The 19919-nt window shown below is 71.0% G+C and carries 23 protein-coding genes; 7 read left to right on the top strand and 16 right to left on the bottom strand.

All coding sequences use genetic code 11. The annotated features are described in order from the left end of the window. Positions 1-127: 127 nt before the first annotated feature. From ACFV0T_RS34850 to ACFV0T_RS34840, 3 genes are read right to left on the bottom strand one after another with little or no spacing between them, the layout of a single operon-like run. Complete coding sequence (locus ACFV0T_RS34850; RefSeq protein ID WP_385788316.1) at positions 128-1084, bottom strand: hypothetical protein; 957 nt, start codon at positions 1082-1084, stop codon at positions 128-130. Then, positions 1081-2235, bottom strand: a complete 1155-nt coding sequence (locus tag ACFV0T_RS34845; protein WP_385788313.1) for a hypothetical protein — start codon at positions 2233-2235, stop codon at positions 1081-1083. Before ACFV0T_RS34845 ends, ACFV0T_RS34850 begins: the two co-directional genes overlap by 4 nt. Beyond that, positions 2232-2975 (bottom strand): hypothetical protein, encoded by a 744-nt coding sequence (locus tag ACFV0T_RS34840; protein WP_385788310.1) that lies wholly within the window; start codon positions 2973-2975, stop codon positions 2232-2234. The genes ACFV0T_RS34845 and ACFV0T_RS34840 overlap by 4 nt, the downstream gene beginning before the upstream one ends. 139 nt (positions 2976-3114) lie before the next feature. Between ACFV0T_RS34840 and ACFV0T_RS34835 the strand changes: the two genes are divergently transcribed. Beyond that, positions 3115-3477 (top strand): DsrE family protein, encoded by a 363-nt coding sequence (locus tag ACFV0T_RS34835; protein WP_385788307.1) that lies wholly within the window; start codon positions 3115-3117, stop codon positions 3475-3477. A gap of 12 nt (positions 3478-3489) precedes the next feature. Here ACFV0T_RS34835 and ACFV0T_RS34830 read toward each other — a convergent pair whose 3' ends face one another. The 9 genes from ACFV0T_RS34830 to ACFV0T_RS34790 all read right to left on the bottom strand — a co-directional run bounded on the left by ACFV0T_RS34830 (position 3490) and on the right by ACFV0T_RS34790 (position 9167). Beyond that, complete coding sequence (locus tag ACFV0T_RS34830; protein ID WP_385788304.1) at positions 3490-3867, bottom strand: VOC family protein; 378 nt, start codon at positions 3865-3867, stop codon at positions 3490-3492. A gap of 10 nt (positions 3868-3877) precedes the next feature. Continuing rightward, positions 3878-4138: a DUF3099 domain-containing protein gene (locus ACFV0T_RS34825; protein WP_385788301.1), complete on the bottom strand. Its 261-nt coding sequence runs from the start codon at positions 4136-4138 to the stop codon at positions 3878-3880. Between the two features lie 107 nt (positions 4139-4245). After that, positions 4246-4533: a DUF1416 domain-containing protein gene (locus tag ACFV0T_RS34820; RefSeq protein ID WP_385788298.1), complete on the bottom strand. Its 288-nt coding sequence runs from the start codon at positions 4531-4533 to the stop codon at positions 4246-4248. 42 nt (positions 4534-4575) lie between these two features. Beyond that, positions 4576-5415, bottom strand: a complete 840-nt coding sequence (locus tag ACFV0T_RS34815; protein WP_385788295.1) for a sulfurtransferase — start codon at positions 5413-5415, stop codon at positions 4576-4578. Between the two features lie 119 nt (positions 5416-5534). Beyond that, complete coding sequence (locus ACFV0T_RS34810; RefSeq protein ID WP_350310325.1) at positions 5535-5615, bottom strand: putative leader peptide; 81 nt, start codon at positions 5613-5615, stop codon at positions 5535-5537. A 209-nt stretch (positions 5616-5824) separates the two neighbouring features. After that, positions 5825-6565 (bottom strand): DUF2993 domain-containing protein, encoded by a 741-nt coding sequence (locus ACFV0T_RS34805; RefSeq protein WP_385788292.1) that lies wholly within the window; start codon positions 6563-6565, stop codon positions 5825-5827. Positions 6566-6755: 190 nt separating this feature from the next. Then, on the bottom strand, positions 6756-8012 hold the full coding sequence (locus tag ACFV0T_RS34800; RefSeq protein WP_385788290.1) for a hypothetical protein: 1257 nt from the start codon (positions 8010-8012) through the stop codon (positions 6756-6758). An 8-nt stretch (positions 8013-8020) separates the two neighbouring features. Further along, complete coding sequence (locus ACFV0T_RS34795; protein ID WP_385788287.1) at positions 8021-8275, bottom strand: MoaD/ThiS family protein; 255 nt, start codon at positions 8273-8275, stop codon at positions 8021-8023. 40 nt (positions 8276-8315) lie between these two features. After that, positions 8316-9167, bottom strand: coding sequence for an alpha/beta hydrolase (locus ACFV0T_RS34790; protein WP_385788284.1), 852 nt, complete (start codon positions 9165-9167; stop codon positions 8316-8318). A 276-nt stretch (positions 9168-9443) separates the two neighbouring features. Between ACFV0T_RS34790 and ACFV0T_RS34785 the strand changes: the two genes are divergently transcribed. The 6 genes from ACFV0T_RS34785 to ACFV0T_RS34760 all read left to right on the top strand — a co-directional run bounded on the left by ACFV0T_RS34785 (position 9444) and on the right by ACFV0T_RS34760 (position 15586). Then, positions 9444-10223, top strand: a complete 780-nt coding sequence (locus ACFV0T_RS34785; RefSeq protein ID WP_385788281.1) for a response regulator transcription factor — start codon at positions 9444-9446, stop codon at positions 10221-10223. A gap of 105 nt (positions 10224-10328) precedes the next feature. Continuing rightward, a complete protein-coding gene (locus ACFV0T_RS34780; protein WP_385788278.1) occupies positions 10329-11351 on the top strand; it encodes a LacI family DNA-binding transcriptional regulator in 1023 nt (340 codons plus the stop codon). A gap of 430 nt (positions 11352-11781) precedes the next feature. After that, a complete protein-coding gene (locus tag ACFV0T_RS34775) occupies positions 11782-12990 on the top strand; it encodes a S1C family serine protease (RefSeq protein ID WP_385788275.1) in 1209 nt (402 codons plus the stop codon). Positions 12991-13037: 47 nt separating this feature from the next. Then, entirely contained in the window at positions 13038-13256 is a 219-nt protein-coding gene (locus tag ACFV0T_RS34770; protein WP_385788272.1) for a hypothetical protein, read from the top strand. Between the two features lie 105 nt (positions 13257-13361). After that, entirely contained in the window at positions 13362-14096 is a 735-nt protein-coding gene (locus ACFV0T_RS34765) for a response regulator transcription factor (RefSeq protein WP_385788269.1), read from the top strand. Continuing rightward, positions 14093-15586, top strand: coding sequence for a sensor histidine kinase (locus ACFV0T_RS34760; protein ID WP_385788266.1), 1494 nt, complete (start codon positions 14093-14095; stop codon positions 15584-15586). The genes ACFV0T_RS34765 and ACFV0T_RS34760 overlap by 4 nt, the downstream gene beginning before the upstream one ends. A gap of 29 nt (positions 15587-15615) precedes the next feature. Here the strand turns inward: ACFV0T_RS34760 and ACFV0T_RS34755 are convergent, their stop codons facing one another. The 4 genes from ACFV0T_RS34755 to ACFV0T_RS34740 all read right to left on the bottom strand — a co-directional run bounded on the left by ACFV0T_RS34755 (position 15616) and on the right by ACFV0T_RS34740 (position 19668). Continuing rightward, the gene (locus tag ACFV0T_RS34755) at positions 15616-16833 is read right to left on the bottom strand and encodes an FtsX-like permease family protein (RefSeq protein ID WP_385788263.1); all 1218 of its coding nucleotides are present in this window, start codon (positions 16831-16833) and stop codon (positions 15616-15618) included. Beyond that, complete coding sequence (locus tag ACFV0T_RS34750; protein WP_385788261.1) at positions 16830-17507, bottom strand: ABC transporter ATP-binding protein; 678 nt, start codon at positions 17505-17507, stop codon at positions 16830-16832. The genes ACFV0T_RS34755 and ACFV0T_RS34750 overlap by 4 nt, the downstream gene beginning before the upstream one ends. 173 nt (positions 17508-17680) lie before the next feature. Continuing rightward, positions 17681-19444 (bottom strand): ABC transporter ATP-binding protein, encoded by a 1764-nt coding sequence (locus ACFV0T_RS34745; protein ID WP_385788258.1) that lies wholly within the window; start codon positions 19442-19444, stop codon positions 17681-17683. A 92-nt stretch (positions 19445-19536) separates the two neighbouring features. Continuing rightward, entirely contained in the window at positions 19537-19668 is a 132-nt protein-coding gene (locus ACFV0T_RS34740; RefSeq protein WP_385788255.1) for a hypothetical protein, read from the bottom strand. Positions 19669-19919 lie beyond the last annotated feature (251 nt).

Here is a 19919-nt window from a genome sequence, read left to right as displayed (position 1 = left end):
GCAGGGTTTCGAAGAGGATCTCCACGGGATTGCTCCTTGGGATGAGCGTGGTGTCGCACGTAGACAAGGCCGGGTCCCAGCTTACGCGGCTGTGACCCGGCCCTCTCCGTGAGGTACGCCCTGCGGGTCAGCCGAGCAGCTGGCTCTGCAGGGTCACCGTCTGCTGGAAGGGGATGGCGGCGGCGGTGCCCTTCCTGGTCTGGAGGATCACCGCGACGACGTCACCCGCGGACACATAGCCCTGGCGGACCTGTTCGGGCCCGTACGGCTTCGCCTCGACGTACGTCGCACGGTTGAGCCCCGACACCGCGGACCGCGTCGAGAAGTCCTCGTCGTACGTGGACCCGTCCGCGCCGCGCACCTGGTAGGCGGGGGTGCCGAACGGGACGGCCGCGGTCGCGTACTCCTTGTCCGCGACCGCCGCCGTGCCGAACTGGAGCAGATAGATCCGGGTCCGGGTGCCGTCCGGGGTGGTCCAGCCTCGGGCCGCGATGTGCCGCAGACCGTCGTCGACGAGCCTCTGCCCCAGCTCCTGGCGTTCGTCGTCGACCGTGTACTCCGCCAGGTAGTCCTTCGTCGCCAGCCAGCCGTCCGAGCCGCGCAGCGCCTTGTCCTGCGTCGCGCCCTTCGGGACGGGCACGAGGAGCGCCCGCAGGTCGGCGTAGTGGGCGTTCGCGGTGTTCGACTCGGCGAACGGCGCGGGGCTGCCAGACGGCAGCGGCGGCCGGACGAACGCGGGGAACTCCCAGCGCCCGTCCGATTCCGTCGCCAGTCCCGGTACGTCCGTCCGCTCCATGCCGGCGATCCCGTACGTCGTCGCCGTGGCGACGGCCGCGAAGACGCCGACGGCGGCGGTCCAGCGCAGGACGGCACGCAGCGCACGGCGGTCCTTCGGGGGCCGGGGGACGACAGGCTCGGGGACGACGGGCTCGGCGACGGGGGCCTCGGCGACGACTGCGCCGTCGGACACGGTCACGGTTTCGGCCCGGCCTGCCGCCTGGGCGTCCGCCTCTGCGGCGGCAGGTGCGTTCACCTGGGGTTCCTCGGTCGACGTGGGCTCCGCGACCTGCTGCTGCTCGGTCATACCGCCTCCCCCGGCTCGGCGATGCGGTCGAGCTGGGTGCTCAGGAGGGCCGCCACTCCCTTGGTGTCGATCGGCTTCACGCCATCCGCGGTGGCCGTGACCAGCACGTTCCCCACGTAGCCGGAGCAGTACATCCTGTCGAGATCCGTCTTGGCGGTCTTGGGCGGGAGGAAGCACTTGGCGTCCTTGTGCCCCTTGATCGCCGGGCCCTTGCGGAAGACGTCCAGGGCGTCGAGGAACTCGTTCTGGAACGTCGAGATGTCCCGCACCGCGGCCTTGCTGTCCATCTGGGCCAGCACGATGTTCACGGCGTAGATGTCTTCGTTGCCGAAGCTGTCGGGCTTCTGGCTGTAGTAGCTGCGCATGGCCATGCCCGTGGTGCGCTGCTTGTCGATCTCCCGCTCCAGCCGCTTGCGCTGGGTACGGGGCAGATCGACCAGCCCCTGCTTGCGCAGGGCCGTGGCCTGGGCACCGCTGAGCTGGGCATCGGCGCCGTATTCCAAGAGGTCGGGGCCCTTGCTCCAGCCATCGCTCCCGTACGGCACGAGCATGCCGGCGAGACCCTTCTGGGCGGGCGCCACTCTCGTGTCGGCCTGAGGCTTCGGGAACTTCCAGACGGGAGCACCCGCGTCACGGTCGGCGCCGTTCACGGTCACGACGGTGTATCCCACCCCGGCGACGACCGCACCGGCCAGCAGCACGGACCCGGCGACGGCCGCGATCCGCCCCTTGCGAAGACGCTTACGGGCGGGGGCGGGCACGACGGCTTCCGGCACCTCGGCGACGGGCGCCGCCGACTCGGGCACCTCGGGCTCGACCTGCTCGGCGGGCTCCACCGCCACGGGCTCGGACGCCCCGGGCTCGGACGCCTCGGGCTCGACCTGCTCGGCGGGCTCCACCGCCACGGGCTCGGACGCCCCGGGCTCGGACGCCTCGGGCTCGACCTGCTCGGCGGGCCCGGCCTGCTCGACCTGCTCGGCGGGCCCGGCCTGCTCGACCTGCTCGGCCTGCTCGGCGGGCTCGGCCACCGTTGCCGACTCGACCGGCTCCGTGGGCCCGGCGGCCTGCTCGACCTGCTCGGCCACCGTTGCCGACTCGACCGGCTCCGTGGGCTCGGCCCGCTCGACCGGCTCGGTCTCCTTCTCGCTCACAGCCGCTCCATCTGCCGCTCGGCCAGGTCCATGATCGTCTTCTTGGCGATCGGCTTGCTCCCGTAGACCCAGATCTCCAGGGCGATGTCGCCGCGCCAGGCGTGCGCCTCCGCGCTGTACAGCGGCAGGTAGCCGGGCTTGCTGTCGGGCCGGGTGTGGACGTACGCCATACCGCCCCCGGTACCAGGGATGCTCCAGCTGTCGGTGGCATCCTCCTTGTCCGCCCAGTACTGGTTGTCGCCGCTGAGGTTCTCGGCCGTCGTGCCCTCCTCCTCCTGACGGAACTGGACCAGCCTGATCTCCACGGTGGACGTGCTGCCGACCTTCCAGCCGGTGACGGCCGCGCGGCGGAACTCCTCGCCGACGAGGTCGGGGAAGACCGCGCCCGGATTCTTGAAGTTGTCCGCGTAACTCGCCAGATCCATCCAGTTGTCGTCGGCGATCCAGTCCGGCTTCTTGGCTCCACGCGGCGCCTTCAGCAGCAGCTTCCGCAAGTCGCCGTCGGTCTTCACCTGGCGGTCCTGCGCGGCCGACAGCGGCTCGGGTCCTTCGCCCCTGGCCTGCGGAAGTACCGGCTGGGACAGCGGCGGCAACTTCGTCGGTTCGCGGTCCGCCTGGACGAGGTAGCCACCACAGGTGCCGGCGACCAGGCCGAGCACGACGGCGCCACCGATCAACAGCGCGGTGCGCCCGCGACGGCGCGGCCGAGGCCCGACCGAGGCATCGGGTACATCCGGCACGTCAGAGGCACCGGGTACCACATCGGGTTCTTCCAAGACGTTCCCCCACAGAACATGAAGCGTCGGTTCCACATACAGGCTTCACAGGAGACCCATGGCCACCGCAGCTAGTTGTAAGGGAGTTGATTACGATTCAGACATGGCGAAGAAGCTCGTGATCAAGGTGACGGCAGGGGCCGATGCGCCCGAGCGGTGTTCTCAGGCGTTCACGGTCGCGGCCGTGGCCGTGGCGAGCGGGGTCGAGGTCTCCCTGTGGCTGACCGGGGAGTCCGCGTGGTTCGCGCTGCCCGGCCGGGCGGCCGAGTTCGAGCTGCCGCACGCGGCTCCGCTGCCGGACCTGCTCGACTCCGTCCTGGCGGGCGGCCGGCTGACCCTGTGCACGCAGTGCGCGGCCCGCCGCGACATCACGGAGAACGACGTCATCGAGGGCGTACGGATCGCGGGCTCGCAGGTGTTCGTACAGGAGGTGCTGGGGGACGAGACGCAAGCGCTCGTCTACTGATCCGGAGCGGGCCTACGGGACCCAGAGGCAGAAGGGGTGCCCCGCCGGGTCGAACAGCACACGGACGTCGTCCTGCGGCTGGTACTCGGCGAGCCTCGCCCCCTCCGCGACGGCCCGCGCGGTCTCGCCCGCCAGGTCGTCGACCTGGATGTCCAGGTGCAGCATCATCTGCTGTTCGCCGGGGTGGCGCGTGGGCCACTCGGGCGGTACGTACCCCGGCTCGCCCTGGAAGGCCAGGGCCATGCCCTCGGTGCCCGGCGGCGGGCCGATGAGCACCCACTCGGGTTCCTCGGCGCGTACCGCGTACCCGAGCAGACGGAGGTAGAACCCGGCCAGTTCGTGCGCGTCGGACGCGTCCAGCACGACGGTCGACAGCCTCGTGGGTGCCATGCACCCCTTCCTACCGGGGCCGCTTCTTCCCGTCCAGCTCGTCCCACCACTCGTCGGACTTGGGATCGCCGGAGGGGTCGTCCCACCACCGGTCCTCCGGTCCCCGCCGGTTCGCCACCATCGCGGCGAGCGGCGGAATGACCATGGCCACCACACACATGCCCACGGCCGCCGGGATCGACCAGAGGCGTACGACCGCCCACGCCAGGACGAAGAGACCGATGCAGATCCCCATCATGGCGAAGTAGACGTGACGCCGCCGTGCGTACATACCTCCAGCGTAGGACCGCGCACGCCGAAGGGCCGCTCCCCAGGCGTCCAACCCGCGGGGTGCGGCCCTTCGGTGGTTCACGGTGCCGTCGGGGTCGCCGGGGTCGCTCAGACCGCGATCGCGACCTCCGCGAGGCCGCCCTGCTGGGCGACGACCGTGCGGTCGGCGCTGGCGCCGGGGACGAGGGCGCGGAGGGTCCAGGTGCCCTCGGCCGCGTAGAAACGGAACTGGCCCGTGGCCGAGGTCGGGACCTCGGCGGTGAACTCGCCGGTCGAGTCCAGCAGGCGGACGTAGCCGACCACGGGCTCGCCGTCCTTCGTCACCTGACCCTGGATCGTGGTCTCACCGGGCTTGATCGTCGAGGCGTCCGGGCCGCCGGCCTTCGCTCCACACATGTCGTACTCCTGAAGAGGGTGATGAAAGGTCGGTCCGGTCGCTTACTTGTCGGCGCCGAGCGCGATCGGCACGCCCACGAGGGAGCCGTACTCGGTCCAGGAGCCGTCGTAGTTCTTGACGTTCTCGACACCGAGCAGCTCGTGCAGCACGAACCAGGTCAGGGCCGAGCGCTCGCCGATGCGGCAGTAGGCGATCGTGTCCTTGGCCAGGTCCACCCGCTCGTCGGTGTACAGCTCCTTGAGGGCGTCGTCCGACTTGAAGGTGCCGTCGTCGTTGGCGTTCTTCGACCACGGGATGTTGCGGGCGGTCGGGATGTGACCCGGGCGCTGCGACTGCTCCTGCGGCAGGTGCGCCGGGGCGAGCAGCTTGCCGGAGAACTCGTCGGGCGAGCGGACGTCGACCAGGTTCTGCGCACCGATGGCCGCCACGACGTCGTCACGGAAGGCACGGATGGACGTGTCCTGCGGCTTGGCCTGGTAGGAGGTCTCGGCGCGCTCGGGCACCTCCTCGACCAGCTCGCGGGCGTCCAGCTCCCACTTCTTGCGGCCACCGTCGAGGAGCTTGACGTTCTCGTGGCCGTACAGCTTGAAGTACCAGTAGGCGTAGGACGCGAACCAGTTGTTGTTGCCGCCGTAGAGGATCACCAGCGTGTCGTTGGCGATGCCCTTCGCCGAGAGGAGCTTCTCGAAGCCCTCCTGGTCGATGAAGTCACGGCGGACCGGGTCCTGGAGGTCCTTGGTCCAGTCGATCCGGATCGCGTTCCTGATGTGGTTCTTCTCGTACGCGGACGTGTCCTCGTCGACCTCGACGACGGCGACGTTCGAGTCGTCCAGGTGGTCCTGGACCCAGTCGGCGTCTACCAGGACGTCACTGCGGCTCATGCTCTTTCTCCTCCGGGGCAGTTGCGGCGGGGCGTGCGAGTGAGAGGGGTGCGCACACACAGAGAGGGGCGCACGGATGCCCGGGCAGGGCGCGGGGACGCGGAAGTCGGTGCTTCCGCTCAGAAGGTGCGACAGAGCATGGCGGCGACGCGGCACAGGTCTACTGCCCGCCGCTTCGTGAGGTCCGCCTGTCGCTTCATGGTCTCGATCGTAGGGACGGACAGCCTGGCATGTCACCGGTGTGTCGTATTTTGAGACGCGATCGTCCGCGATGTGAGATGCCGATGGTTCCCGGAGCGCCGTCACCCGGCGTCCGGGCCGCCGCGTCCGCCGTCACGGCTGCTCCACGGAGGTGAGCGTCTCGTCTTTCGGACGCTTTCCGTCCGTCCTACGTCAGCCGTACGCCCACCTACCCGGCCAGCTTGACGTTCGAACCCTTCACCGAGATCTCCACACCGTCGCTCGCCGCCTCCACCTTGTCCAGCCGGACGCCGCCGGGCAGCTCATCGACGGCCTGCTGGAAGTCGGTGATCGAGCGGACCGCGTTCTCGGCCAGGTCGACTCCCAGGTCGGGCAGCCCGTCCGCGCGCACCTGCACGGTGTCGCCCTTGACCGTGACCGTGCTGAGCACGAAGACCGGGTGGGGCAGCTTGACGCCGAGGAAGGTCCCGTCGATCTCCACCTTGATCTTGCCGTTGCCGCCGTCGGACAAGCCCACGACCTGGGCGGTGGCACCGGGCGCGACCCGGGTGGGCTCGGACTTCGCGGCCTTGAGCAGCTCGTCGTAGGCGATCGTCGCGGTGCCGGTGGCGGTGGCCGCGGTGGCGGAGCTGTAGTCGCCCGAGAACTCGACGCCCTTCATGTGCGCCTTCAGGTCGTCGATACGGATCTTCTCCGCGCCGGTGCCGGTGCCGCCGACCGCGTCGTAGTCCTTGATGCCGATCTCGACGTCGTCCAGCTCGCCGCCCGCCACCTGGGTGAGGAAGGGGAAACCATTGATGGACACGTCCGGCGTGCTGGTCAGCCCCTCGGTGCTCCTCAGCTTGTCCGCCACCTCGCCCTGGGCGAAGTGGACGGCCACCCGGTCCACGACCACGAAGAGCACGCCAAGGATCACGACGACGATCAGAAGTACTCGCAGCGCGCGCATTCGGTGTTTCCCCCACCCGGACAGCCATCAAGGACGACAGCCACGGTAGCCCCGCCGCGCGGGACCACCGTGGGATTGTCGATCACCTGTGACATGTCACGGCCACCAGAACGGGCCCGGGAGGTGCCAGGGGCCCGCCGCCGGCCGTTCGTGAACCTGCCTCGGGCCCTCCGTGGGCCCGATCCGGGCTCTAGCCCAGTGCCCGCCCGAGGACGTAGATCGCCGGCGCCGCGGCCGACAGCGGCAGGGCCACGCCCGCCGTGAGGTGGACGAACCGGGACGGGTAGTCGTAACTTGCGACCCGGTGGCCGATGAGCGCGCAGACCGCGGCACCGGCGCCGAGCAGCGCCCCCTTCGAGCCGAAGTCCGTCATCGCGCCCACCGCGATGCCGGCGCCCGCCGCGGCCAGCAGCGCCACGACCACGGAGGCCGGGGTCGGCAGCGGCAGCGCGCGGGCCAGGATGGCCACCGCCACCGCGGCGGCACCGACCGACACCGCGTCCGCCTCCGCGGCGAGGTGCCCGGTCGCCACGATGGCCAGCGCGGCCGAGGCGACGCCCGCCATCAGGCCGTACATCCGCTCGTCCGGATCGGCGTGCGAGCGCAGTTGCAGGACGAGGCAGAGCAGCACCCACACGCCGAGGGTGCCGAGGATCGCGGCGGGCCCGTGCTCCCGGCCTGCCACGAGCACGGCGGCGTCCGAGACCAGCGCGCCCAGGAAGGCCAGCGCGATGCCCTGCCGGGCCGGCCACATCCCGTTCAGCCGGAACCAGCCCGCGGCCGTGACGGCCTGGAGGACGACCAGCGGGACCAGGAGGGCGTACGAGCCGACGGCCGCCGTGACCGCGAGCAGCAGGCCGAGCAGCGCGGTGAGCGCGGCGGGCTGCATACCGGGCTCGATGACCGGGGAGCGGCCTTCGAGGCGGGCGCGCTGGGCGTCGGTGACGCGGGCGTTGCCGGCGAGGGTGGCGGGTCCGTACGAGGGGCCCGGCCCGGCGCCGTCATCGCCCGGGGCGGCGCCGGGCGCCGGGTGAGCGGGCGCGGCGACGGAACCGGCGGGACCGGTGGCAGCGGCGGCTGCGGACCACCCCGCCGCCGACGGATCCGGATATCCGTACGCCTGGGCCTGAGCCGGGGCCTGGACCTGCGCCTGGGCCCCTGCCTGCTGCTGGTATCCCTGGGAGGGCGGATACGCCGTGTCCGTCGTATGCGCCGGGGCGATGGGCGGCTGCACCTGTGTCTCCCAGGTCTGCCCCTGCCACTGCTGGGTGTGCTGCGGGTCCTCGTAGGCGTACGGCTGGTGCTGCTGCCAAGCCTGTTGCGGCTGCTGGTGCTGATTCGGCTGCTGGTGCTGGTGCGGCTGCTGCTGGTGCGGCTGCTGCTGCCCGTACGGGTCGTAACCCTCGTACGGGGACCCCTCGTGCGGTTCGTACGGCTGGTTGGTCATCGGTGGGGTCATCCTCCTGCGAACGGCGGGAGCACCTCGACCGTGCCGCCCTCGGCCAGCCGTACCGTCTCATGCCCGCGGGTGCCGACGGGGTCCCCGTCGATGAGGAACGAGCATCGCCCCAGGACGCGCACCAGTTCGCCGGGGTGTCGCTCCCGTACCGCGGCGAGCGCCTCGGCGAGCGTGAGCGCGTCGTACGGCTCCTCGGCGATCCCGGCCGCGGCCTTGGCGGCGGCCCAGTAGCGCACCGTGACCTTTGCCATCTCGTCCCTCAAGTCGGTTCGGCAGTGAACACCCGCCAGGCTAGCCCGCCGGTGTGGCGGCCCAGCGACCGATCCTGCGCAGCAGCTCGTCGTCCGCCGCGTGCTCGGCGTGGCCCATGCCGGGCTCCAGCCAGAGTTCGCCGTGGTCGCCCGCGGCCGCGGCCAGCATCCGGGGGTGGTCCACGGGGAAGTAGCCGTCCTGGTCGCCGTGCACGATCAGCAGCGGCCTGGGCGCGATGCGCGGGACCGCCTCCACCGGGGACAGCGGCACCGGGTCCCAGTCGCGGTCGTGGATCCGGGTGCGCAGGCCGTAGCGGCTCACCAGGCGGCCCTCGCGCCGGGTCACCAGCCAGTGCACGCGCCGCATGGGGGCGGTGCCCCGGTAGAACCAGCGGGCCGGCGCGCTGACGGAGACCACGGCGTCCGTGGCCGCCTCGTCCCGCGCGCCGTACAGCGCCGCGTGCCGCAGCACCACCGAGCCGCCCATGGAGAAACCGACGGTGACCACGCGCGCGTGCCCGAACCCGCGGGCCCACTCCACCGCGGCCGCCAGGTCGAGCACCTCCCGGTCCCCCACCGTGGAGCGGCCGCCGGACGCCCCGTGGCCCCGGAAGGAGAACGTGACGACGGCCCCGTGCCGCGCGAACACCTCCGCCACCCGTCGAACATGCGGCCGATCGACATCGCCGGTGAAGCCGTGCGCCACGACGAACACCAGGTCACGGGAAGGCGGCGACCCGGCGTCGTATACGACCGCACCCGGGTTGTATACGGAATCGATCGTCACGCCGTCGACGGTGTGTAGAAACGTCCGCAATGCTGTGTGTCTGCTCGTCTCAGAGTTCGGACGAACGACGGAACGTGCCGCATGACCTGCCGAACTGGTGCTCATGTGGGCTATTCTGCTGGACAGAGGACTCGGGCAGCGTTGCCCCCGGGTCCTTTTGTGCTTTCGGAAGCGTTGTATACGAAGCGGGAAACCGCAGGTGTACGGGACCCTTGAGCGCAGGGCGGCTCCCCGGAGTCGCGGCGGATCCCAGGGGCGCGGGAACCGCACAGTACGAAGCAGTGCCGCAAACGTCCTCGCAGGGACCGAGGAGGAACCAGACGTTATGGGCGAGCGAACCGTGCACGAACGTATGACGACGACCCAGGCAGGTGGGGTGCGATGAGTTCTCTGCTGCTCCTGACCAATGCCCTTCAGCCGTCGACGGAGGTGCTTCCCGCTCTCGGCCTGCTCCTGCACAACGTGCGAGTGGCTCCGGCGGAAGGCCCCGCCCTCGTCGACACCCCCGGTGCCGACGTCATCCTGATCGACGGACGGCGCGATCTCCCGCAGGTCCGCAGCCTGTGCCAGCTGCTGCGGTCCACGGGGCCCGGCTGCCCCCTCATCCTCGTGGTCACGGAGGGCGGCCTCGCGGCGGTCACCGCCGACTGGGGCATCGACGACGTCCTCCTCGACACCGCCGGTCCCGCCGAGGTCGAGGCGCGGCTGCGGCTGGCCATGGGCCGGCAGCAGATCGTCAACGACGACTCCCCGATGGAGATCCGCAACGGCGACCTGTCGGTCGACGAGGCGACGTACTCCGCCAAGCTCAAGGGCCGCGTCCTCGACCTCACCTTCAAGGAGTTCGAGCTCCTGAAATACCTGGCGCAGCACCCGGGCCGCGTGTTCACCCGCGCCCAGCTGCTCCAGGAGGTCTGGGGCTACGACTACTTCGGCGGCACCCGCACCGTCGACGTGCACGTACGGCGGCTGCGGGCCAAGCTCGGACCCGAGCACGAGTCGCTGATCGGAACCGTCCGCAACGTCGGTTATCGATTCGTTACCCCGGAGAAGGGCGACCGCTCCACGGACGAGGCGAAGGCCAAGACGGCCCCGCCAAAGCCGGAGGATGCGGACGAGACGACCGCCCTGGACAGCACCGGGGTCCGGGCGGAGGCCTAGGGGGCGCTCGGGCAGGGCGCCCGCCGTGTCGCCGCGCCCTGCCCGAGCCTGGACAAGCTGTGAAACGCCCTGCCCAGGGGCGGTCCATCCGCGTAGACTCCGCGCGTGGCCAAGGTGACTCGGGATGATGTGGCGCGGCTGGCGGGGACTTCCACCGCTGTGGTCAGTTACGTCATCAACAACGGACCCCGGCCGGTCGCCCCGGCCACGCGCGAGCGTGTCCTCGCCGCCATCAAGGAACTGGGGTACCGGCCCGACCGGGTGGCCCAGGCGATGGCGTCCCGGCGTACCGACCTCATAGGCCTGATCGTGCCGGACGCGCGCCAGCCGTTCTTCGCGGAGATGGCGCACGCGGTCGAGCAGGCCGCCTCCGAGCGCGGGAAGATGGTGCTCGTCGGCAACTCCGACTACATCGGCGAACGCGAGGTCCACTATCTGCGGGCCTTCCTCGGTATGCGCGTCTCCGGTCTGATCCTCGTCAGCCACGCGCTCAACGACCTGGCCGCCGCCGAGATCGACGCGTGGGACGCCCGCGTGGTCCTGCTGCACGAGCGGCCGGAGGCCATCGACGACGTCGCCGTCGTCATGGACGACCTGGGCGGCGCCCAGCACGCCGTGAGCCACCTTCTCGAACACGGATACGAATACGTCGCCTGTATGGGCGGCACCGCCGACACCCCCGCGGTCGGCGACCCGGTCTCCGACCACGTCGAGGGCTGGCGGCGCGCCATGGACGCGGCGGGGATCCCGACGGAGGGCCGGCTCTTCGAGGCGCCGTACAACCGCTACGACGCGTACAAGGTCGCCCTGGAGATCCTCTCCGGGCCGCGCCGGCCGCCCGCGATCTTCTGCTCCACCGACGACCAGGCGATCGGCCTGCTGCGGGCGGCGCGGGAGCTGCGCCTCGAGGTGCCCCAGGAGCTGGCCGTGGCCGGCTTCGACGACATCAAGGAGGCGGCCCTGGCGGACCCGCCGCTGACGACGATCGCGTCGGACCGTTCGGCGATGGCGCGGGCGGCGGTGGACCTGGTGCTGGACGACGGGCTGCGGGTCGCGGGGTCGCGGCGTGAGCGGCTGAAGGTGTTCCCGGCGAAGCTGGTCGCCCGCAGGTCGTGCGGCTGCGAGTAGGGCTCCGCCCTGGCTCGGCGAGGCTGGTGATCGGGCTCGGCGGCCTCTCGCCGGGCGCCGCAAGGCCCGACGGAGCTCGGGAAGGGTCGTCTGCCCCACTCTGGGCCTTCCCTGCCATCTCCTTTAGGCCTCTGCCACCTCCCTGAGGCTTCTCTGTCCTCTCTCTGCCGCCTCCCTGAGGCTTCTCTGTCCTCTCTCTGCCGCCTCCCTGAGGCTTCTCTGTCCTCTCTCTGCCGCCTCCCTGAGGCTTCTCTGCCGCCTCTCAGGAGCTTCCGAGACCCCTCCGAGGCTTCTCCGACGCTTCTCCGACGCTTTTCCGAAGGGCCTCGGCGAGCTGCGAGGACGGGCCTTATATCGGGCATACGAGGTTCTGCCCGCCTTCTCAGGGAGCACTCAGGAAGCTCTCATCGTGGCGCGGGAAGCTCTTTACATGACCGAGAGCCTCCGCCGCAGCGGCGAGTACGAGCCCCCCTACCAGGGCGACCAGCAGGCCACCCGCCCCTTGCCGTCGGCGTACCCCCAGCAGCAGCACGCCTCCTCCCCCGTGGACCCCGAGTGGCCGCCCCCGCCGGCGTACCAGCCCGTGGCGCAGCCGGCGGAGCCGGTGGCCGCCGTGGACCCGGGCACCACGGTGTGGCCGGCCCAGGTCGCCCCGGCCGCCTCTCCCGCCGGGTTCGCGGCGGGCGGTGCCGGTGACGGCCACGGCGGCGACACCGCCGTCCTGACCGCCGTACCCGCCGGGCCCGCGCCGAAGAAGAAGCGCAGCCGCGGCACGGTCGGCCTGCTCGCCGCCGTGGCGATCGTCGCCGCGGCCGTGGGCGGCGGCACGGCCTACGGCATCCAGGAGCTCACCGGCAAGGACTCGGTCACCTCCAGCTCCACCAGCACCGCCGTGGTGGCCGCCGCCAAGAAGGGCACCGTCGCCGGGGTCGCCTCGGCGGTCAGCCCGAGCATCGTCGAGGTCAAGGCCTCGCTCGGCAACGGCTCCTCGACCGGCTCCGGTGTGATCATCACCAGCGGCGGCGAGATCATCACCAACAACCACGTCATCTCCGGCGCCTCGTCGGTCAAGGTGTCGACCAACGACGGCAAGGAATACACCGCCAAGGTCGTCGGCACCGACAGCAAGAAGGACCTCGCCCTGATCGAGCTGGAGAACGCCTCCGGCCTGACCCCGGCCACCCTGGGCGACTCCGCCGGGGTCCAGGTAGGCGACGACGTGGTGGCGATCGGTTCCCCCGAGGGCCTGACCGGCACCGTCACCAGCGGCATCGTCTCGGCCCTGAACCGGGACGTGACCGTCTCGACCGACGAGAGCCAGAGCCAGGACCAGGGGCAGAGCGGCGGCAACGGCCAGTGGCCGTTCGAGTTCGGCGGCCGGCAGTTCAACGGCGACACCGGTACGTCGACGACGACCTACAAGGCCCTCCAGACCGACGCGTCCCTCAACCCCGGCAACTCCGGCGGCGCGCTGATCGACATGAACGGCAACATCATCGGCATCAACTCCGCGATGTACTCGGCCGCGGACGCCACGTCCTCGTCCAGCGCCGGCAGCGTCGGTCTCGGCTTCGCCATCCCGATCAACACCGTCAGGTCGGACCTGGCCGACCTGCGGGCGGGCGGTTCCGACAGCTGACGCGGCCGCTCGGCCCCGAGCCCACCCGACACGCAGAGGAGTACGTCATGATCAAGCAGATTTCGCACCCCGCGATCGTCAACACTCCGGCCTGCTTCGCCCTGGCCCTCGAAGTGGCGTACGAACTCAACGCGCCCGAGCCGCCGAAGGTACCGGAGCTGCGGGCGCCGGAGGTGGCCCCCCAGCTGATGGGCCTGCGCACCTCCGCGGCCCGGCCGCACCGCCGCAAGGTGCCGCTGAAGCGGCTCAGCGTGGTGTGCGGCTGAGACCACCGCCGCTTCCTTCACGCCCCAGCCGGGAAACATGCGAGGCTGAATGCGTCGAGTCCGTTCTGTCCCGTAGTCGTCCCACCGCAACCGAGGAACCACGCCATGAGCCCCGCCGAAGGCGACCGTGACACCCATCGCATCCTGATCGTCGACGACGAGCCGGCGGTGCGCGAAGCACTCCAGCGCAGCCTCGCCTTCGAGGGGTACGAAACGGAGGTCGCCGTGGACGGTGCAGACGCCCTGGAGAAGGCGACCGCGTACCAGCCCGACCTGGTCGTCCTCGACATCCAGATGCCACGCATGGACGGCCTGACCGCAGCCCGGCGCATCCGCGGCGCCGGCGACACCACGCCCATCCTGATGCTGACGGCCCGCGACACGGTCGGCGACCGGGTCACCGGGCTCGACGCGGGCGCCGACGACTACCTGGTCAAGCCGTTCGAGCTGGACGAGCTGTTCGCCCGGGTCAGGGCACTGCTGCGGCGCAGCTCGTACACCACGCCGGTGGCCGGCGCGGACCAGGTGGACGAGGCACTCACCTTCGCCGATCTGCGCATGGATCTCGCGACGCGCGACGTGACCCGGGCCGGCCGTGCCGTGGAACTGACCCGCACGGAGTTCACGCTGCTGGAGATGTTCCTGGCGCACCCGCGCCAGGTACTCACCCGGGAACAGATCCTCAAGGCGGTGTGGGGCTTCGACTTCGAGCCCTCCTCCAACTCCCTCGACGTCTACGTCATGTACCTCCGCCGCAAGACCGAGGCGGGCGGCGAGCCGCGCCTCGTGCACACCGTGCGAGGAGTGGGGTACGTGCTGCGTCAGGGCGGCGCGGAGTGAGCAAGATCGGCCGCCGGATCCGGACGCTGCCGATCCGGGCACGGTTGTCGATGCTGGTCGCGGCGGCGGTGGCGTTCGCGGTGGCGGCGGTCTCGGTGACGTGCTGGTTCATCGTGCAGGGGAAGCTGTACGAGCAGGTGAACGACGATCTCAGGAAGATGTCGCAGCCGCAGCGGCAGGGCCCGGTCGCGGATCTCCTCGCCGCCTGTCCCCAGACCGGCCAGAGCGAACAGACCGACAACAAGACCGACAACAGTGGCCTGCGGACGCAGAACAACTACATTCAGCTCGTCAAGGCGGACGGTACGCCCTGCGTCGCGGCGATCTCGGCGGGCACCGTCAAGGTCACCAGCGCCGACAAGGACGTGATCAAGGACGCGAACGACAACGAGGGGATCATCCGCAGCGGAATCATCCGCAACGGCACCGACACCGACGGCAATGCCGTACGCGTGCTCACCGTTCCGCTGGCCGTCACCCAGGGCCCGAACAGCCCGCCCGAGCTCTACCCCGACACCGCACTCCTCATCGCGGTCCCGCTCAAGAGCACCCAGTCCACCCTCAACGACCTCGCCCTGATCCTTCTCCTCGTCTCCGGTATCGGCGTCATCGGGGCCGGAGCGGCCGGCCTGGCGGTGGCCCGCGCGGGTCTGCGTCCCGTCGACAAGCTCACCGAAGCGGTCGAGCACGTGGCCCGCACGGACGACCTGGGCATCCGCATCCCGGTGGAAGACGACAGCGAGGACGAGATCGCCCGTCTCTCCCGCTCCTTCAACTCGATGACGTCCTCCCTGGCCAACTCCCGCGAGCTCCAGCAACAGCTCATCGCGGACGCCGGCCATGAGCTGCGCACCCCCCTGACCTCCCTGCGCACCAACATCGAGCTCCTCACCCGCAGCGAGGAGACGGGCCGCCCCCTCCCGGAGGCGGACCGCAGGGCGCTGCTGGCCTCGGTGAAGGCACAGATGACGGAGCTGTCGTCGCTGATCGGCGACCTCCAGGAGCTGTCGCGCTCGGAGGGCCAGCGAGGCGAACGCATCCAGGTGATCTCGCTGGAGGAAACCGTCGAGGCCGCCTTGGACCGCGCTCGGCTGCGCGGCCCGGAGCTGAAGATCACCTCGGCGATCGATCCCTGGTACGTGCGGGCGGAACCTTCGGCGCTGGAGCGAGCCGTGGTCAACATCCTCGACAACGCGGTGAAGTTCAGCCCGGAGGCAGGCACGATCGAGGTGCGGCTCAGCAACGGCGTCCTGACGGTCCGCGACCACGGCCCCGGCATCCCCGCCGACGAACTCCCGCACGTCTTCGACCGCTTCTGGCGCTCCCCGAGCGCACGCGCCCTGCCGGGCTCGGGCCTGGGCCTGTCGATCGTCGCCCGCACGGTGCAGCAGGCGGGCGGCGTGGTCACCCTGACCCACGCGACCGGCGGCGGCACCGTGGCGACGCTCCGCCTACCGGGCTCGAAAACCCCACCTCCGGAACTGCCGTAGCGAGACCCGCGGCTGCCGTCTGCGCGACTTCACCAGTCCTTCATCGCGTCCGTCGGGGACATCCGTGCCGCCCGGCGGGCCGGTATCAGCGCGCCCGTCGCCACCACCAGGACCGTCAGACCGAGCAGGGTCAGTACGGTGCCCGCCGTCGGCAGCGGCACCCGGTCCGTGACGTAGGGCGCGAGGTCGGTGCTGCCTCGCAGCAGGGCCGCGCCGACGCCGCCGAGCAGCGCGCCGAGGACCGTGCCGAGCAGCGCGGCGACCGCACCGGCCAGGGCCATCTCCGTGACCAGCATGGCCAGGACCGCCCGGGTGCGGAATCCGACCGCCTTGAGGAGACCGATCTCCTGCGCGCGCTGCCGCGAGAGCGCACCCGTCACGGTGACCGCGCCGACGAAGGCCAGGACGCCGAGCACACCGAGCAGCAGCCGTCCGCTCACCCTGATCAGCTCCAGGACCGACGGCAACGCGTCGAGCTGCTGACGGAGGGTGACGGCCGGATAGCCCAGCTTCTGCACGGACTTCATCACCGCCGGCACGTCCCTCGCGCTGTCCGCGACCACGGTCAGCTGGTCGTAGCCGACCGTGCCGAGATAGCGGTCCGACGGTTCTCCGGCGCGCTCGGCCGCCCAGGTGACCACCGCGGAGTCGGCCGCGTACGCGGCATCCGGGCCGTCCAGCTGCCAGGTCGGGTCGTAGACGCCGACGAGACGGGCGTGTCCGGTGACCCCGGTGCCCTCTCCGGGTCGTACGTAGCGTGTTCTCTCGATCTCGATCTCCCGGCCCACCTGCTCGCTCAGGTCGACGCCCTGGGCGGTCGCCGGGGCCACGACCTCGCCCGGCCGGAGCGGGAAGAGCCGGGCGCGGACCGACTTGGTCACCGGCGGGTCGAGCGCGGGACGGTGGGTCGTCGCGTACAGCAGCGCGACATCGCCCGCGTCCGTCGACACACCGAACGACACCTGTGCCCGGTGCTGGACCGACGCGACATGCGGCAGCCGCGCCAGCCGCTCCTGCGTGCGGTCCGTCAACTGCGGTGTACCGGGGCGGCCGTCGGGCCGGTCGACCGTGATGCTGCGGTTGGCGGCGCTCTCCGTGACCCCGGTGTCGGTGGCGCCCTGCGCCCGGTCGGCGATGCCCAGCGCACCGAGGCAGACGGCACCGGCGACGGAGACCAGCGCGACCAGGCCGTACAGACGGCGGCGCAGGGCACGGACGTTGGCCACGGCCAGCAGGAAGAGGTTCACGCGGCACTTCCCTCCGTCACCAGTGCTCCCGTCGCCAGCCGGTGCACGACGTCGGCCGTACGCGACACCGCCGGGTTGTGGGTCACGAGCACGACGGCCCGTCCCTCGTCCGCCAGTTCGCGGAACATGCCGAGCAGCACATCTTCGCTCGCCTCGTCGAGGTTGCCGGTCGGCTCGTCGGCCAGTATCACGGGCGGGTCGTTGACCAGCGCCCGCGCCAGCGCGACCCGCTGCTGCTCGCCACCGGAGAGCTCACCGGGCAGATGCTCGGCCCGCTCGGTGAGCCCGACCCGGGCGAGCAGGGCACGGGCCTTCTCCTCCCCTTCGGCACGCCGGCCGACGTACGGCAGGAGTACGTTGCGCAGCGCCGAGTGCTGGGGCAGCAGGTTGTACGACTGGAAGACGAACCCGAGCCTGCTCCTGCGCAGGTCCGCGAGGCCACCGTCGCCGAGCCCCGAGGTGTCGGCCCCCGCGACGAACACCCGGCCGCAGTCCGGTGCCGCCAGCAGACCGAGGATGTGCAGCAGGGTGGACTTCCCGGAACCCGATTGACCGACCAGCGCCGTGACCTCGCCTCCGCGCACCGTGAGGTCGATGTCCCGCAGGACGTCGACCCTCCTTCCGCGCAGGGCGTAGGTCTTGCCCACACCCTCCGCCCGCAACAGTTCCCCCACCACGCTCCCCTCACTGTCGATACTCCGTCGCCGCGCTCGCGCCCCCTTCCTACCGGCGACGGTCCCGTTCCGGCATGTGGCACTCACCGTGAAGAGTGATCAGGCGTCGGATGTGCCTCTCCGAGGAGCACGAGCCTGACCGTGGCTGACGTAAGTCGGTTCGAAGTATCGGTTTATCGGCGCAGGGCCGGCGGGCGCTGCGCAGGTCGGCCCCGGGGGGCCGCCAGGCGGGCGTAGGTGCCGTCGTGGGCCATCAGTTCGTCGTGGGTGCCGGATTCCACCAGGTGGCCGTGGTCCAGGACGAGGATCCGGTCGGCGTCGGGAGCCAGGCTCAGGTCGTGGGTGATCATGAGGGTGGTGCGGCCGGACATCAGGCGGCGCAGCGGCTGGACCACCTGGCGGGCGGCGACCGAGTCGAGGCCCGCCGTCGGTTCGTCCAGTACCAGGACCGGGGCGGCGCGGAGCATCGCGCGGGCGATGGCGACGCGCTGGAGCTGGCCGCCGGAGAGGGCCGCCGTGCCGGGGGCGATGTGGGTGTCGTAGCCATCGGGCAGGGCGGTGACGAAGTCGTGGGCGGCGGCGGAGCGGGCCGCCTGTGCGATCTCGGTGTCTGTCGCGCCGGGCCGGCCGCACCCGATGTTCTCGCGGATCGTGCCGTTGAGGATGAGCGTCTCCTGGGGGAGCAGCGCCACGTTCTCGCGCAGGAACTCCAGGGGTACGTCCGTCAGCGGGGCGCCGTCCAGGCAGATGACGCCCGAGGAGGGGTCGTAGAAGCGGGTGAGGAGCTTGGACAGGGTCGATTTGCCCGCGCCGCTCGCGCCGGTCACCAGGATCAACTCCCCCGGTCCCGCGCTGAAGGTGACGTTCCGCAGGGAGGGGTGGGGGGCGCCCGGGTAGGTGAAGGAGACGTCGTGGAAGCCGATCCGGCCGTGGACGGGCCACGCGGGCAGCGGGTGGGCGGGGTCGGTGACGGCGGGTTCGGCGTCGAGGATCTCACCGATGCGCTCGGCGCCTGCCGTCGCGGCGGTGACGGCGAGGCCGAGCCGGCCGAGGCTGCGGACCGGCGGATACAGGTAGCCGAGGAAGGCGGCGAAGGCCAGGAGGTCGCCCAGGGTCATCCGGTCCGCGGAGATCTCCCAGACGCCCAGGCCGATCACCGCGAGGACGCAGACGGTCTCGACGACCTCGACGAACTGTTCGTACCTCTCGCTCAGCCGTGACCCGCGCACGCAGGCCCGCATCCAGGCGCGGGCCTCCCGCTCCAGCCGGCGCTCCTCGTCGCGCCGGCGGTTGTAGGCCTGGGTCAGGACGATGTTGCCGAGCGACTCCTCGACGACCGAGGTGATCGCGCCGTCGGCGGCCCGCTCGTCCCGCGAGGTCTGCTCGATCCGGCCGGAGAAGCGGCGGGCGGCGAGGAGGAAGAGGGGGGCCAGGACGAAGGTGGCCAGGGCCAGGTCCCAGCGGAGCCACAGCGCGGCCACCGCGTAGAAGACCGCCGAGAAGGCCGCGGAGACCGCGCCGACCACACCGGAGACGACCAGTTCCTCGATCGCCTCCACATCGCCGGTCAGCCGCTCCACCAGGTCGCCCTGACGGTGCTTCTGGAAGAAGTGCGGCGGCAGGTCCTGGACATGGCGGAAGGCGTTCGCGCGCAGGCGCAGGACGAATCGCTCCGCCGTCCAGGTGGCGAGCGAGTTGCCGAGGTAGCCGACCAGCGCGCCGAGCACGGCCACGCCCAGCCAGGCTCCGGCCGGACCCCAGAAGGCGGAGAGCGAGCCGGTCTGCAGGGCGTCGTCGGTGAGCTGGGCGAACAGCAGGATGGCGGCGGTCTCGGCGAGCGCGGACACCACCACGCACCCGATGATCACCAGCAGCCGGCCGCGGTCGCCGCGGGTCAGCGGCCAGAAGCGGCGGAAGGCCTCGCGGGCGTCCCACATGTCGACAACTCCCTTTCCGTGGTGCGGGCATGGCCGAGGCGGGGCCCCGGTACGAGTCGCGCTCGTCCGGTGGCCCCGCCTCGTGGCGTGTCTCAGCCCTGGTGCCCGACCGGGCGGCGCTTCGGGGCGGCCTTCTTCGGGGCCGGCTTCACGGCCGAGCGCTTGGGTGCCGGGGCGGCGGCCTTGCGGGTCTTCTTCACCGGGGCGATCTTGTGGAAGCTCATGGGAGTTTTCCTCTCTGCTGCAATTGCCTTTGAATTACTTCGGTTGAATATCGAGAAATAGCCTGCGCTTTACTGCTCCGCGCCGTTCGCTCTCGACATGGAAAACACTACGGCACCGAAAACCCGCAAAGCGCCGATTGCGCTGAGACCTTGACGAAATGCGTCTGAAGCAATTTTCAGACAGCACCCGGAACCGAAGTCGCATTCACCAGGAATTTATTACGGGCACGACAAGGGGCCCGGGACGTACG

The sequence above is a fragment of the Streptomyces sp. NPDC059582 genome, assembly GCF_042735715.1.
Taxonomy (GTDB): domain Bacteria; phylum Actinomycetota; class Actinomycetes; order Streptomycetales; family Streptomycetaceae; genus Streptomyces.
This window is presented reverse-complemented; position numbering and strand designations above follow the sequence as displayed.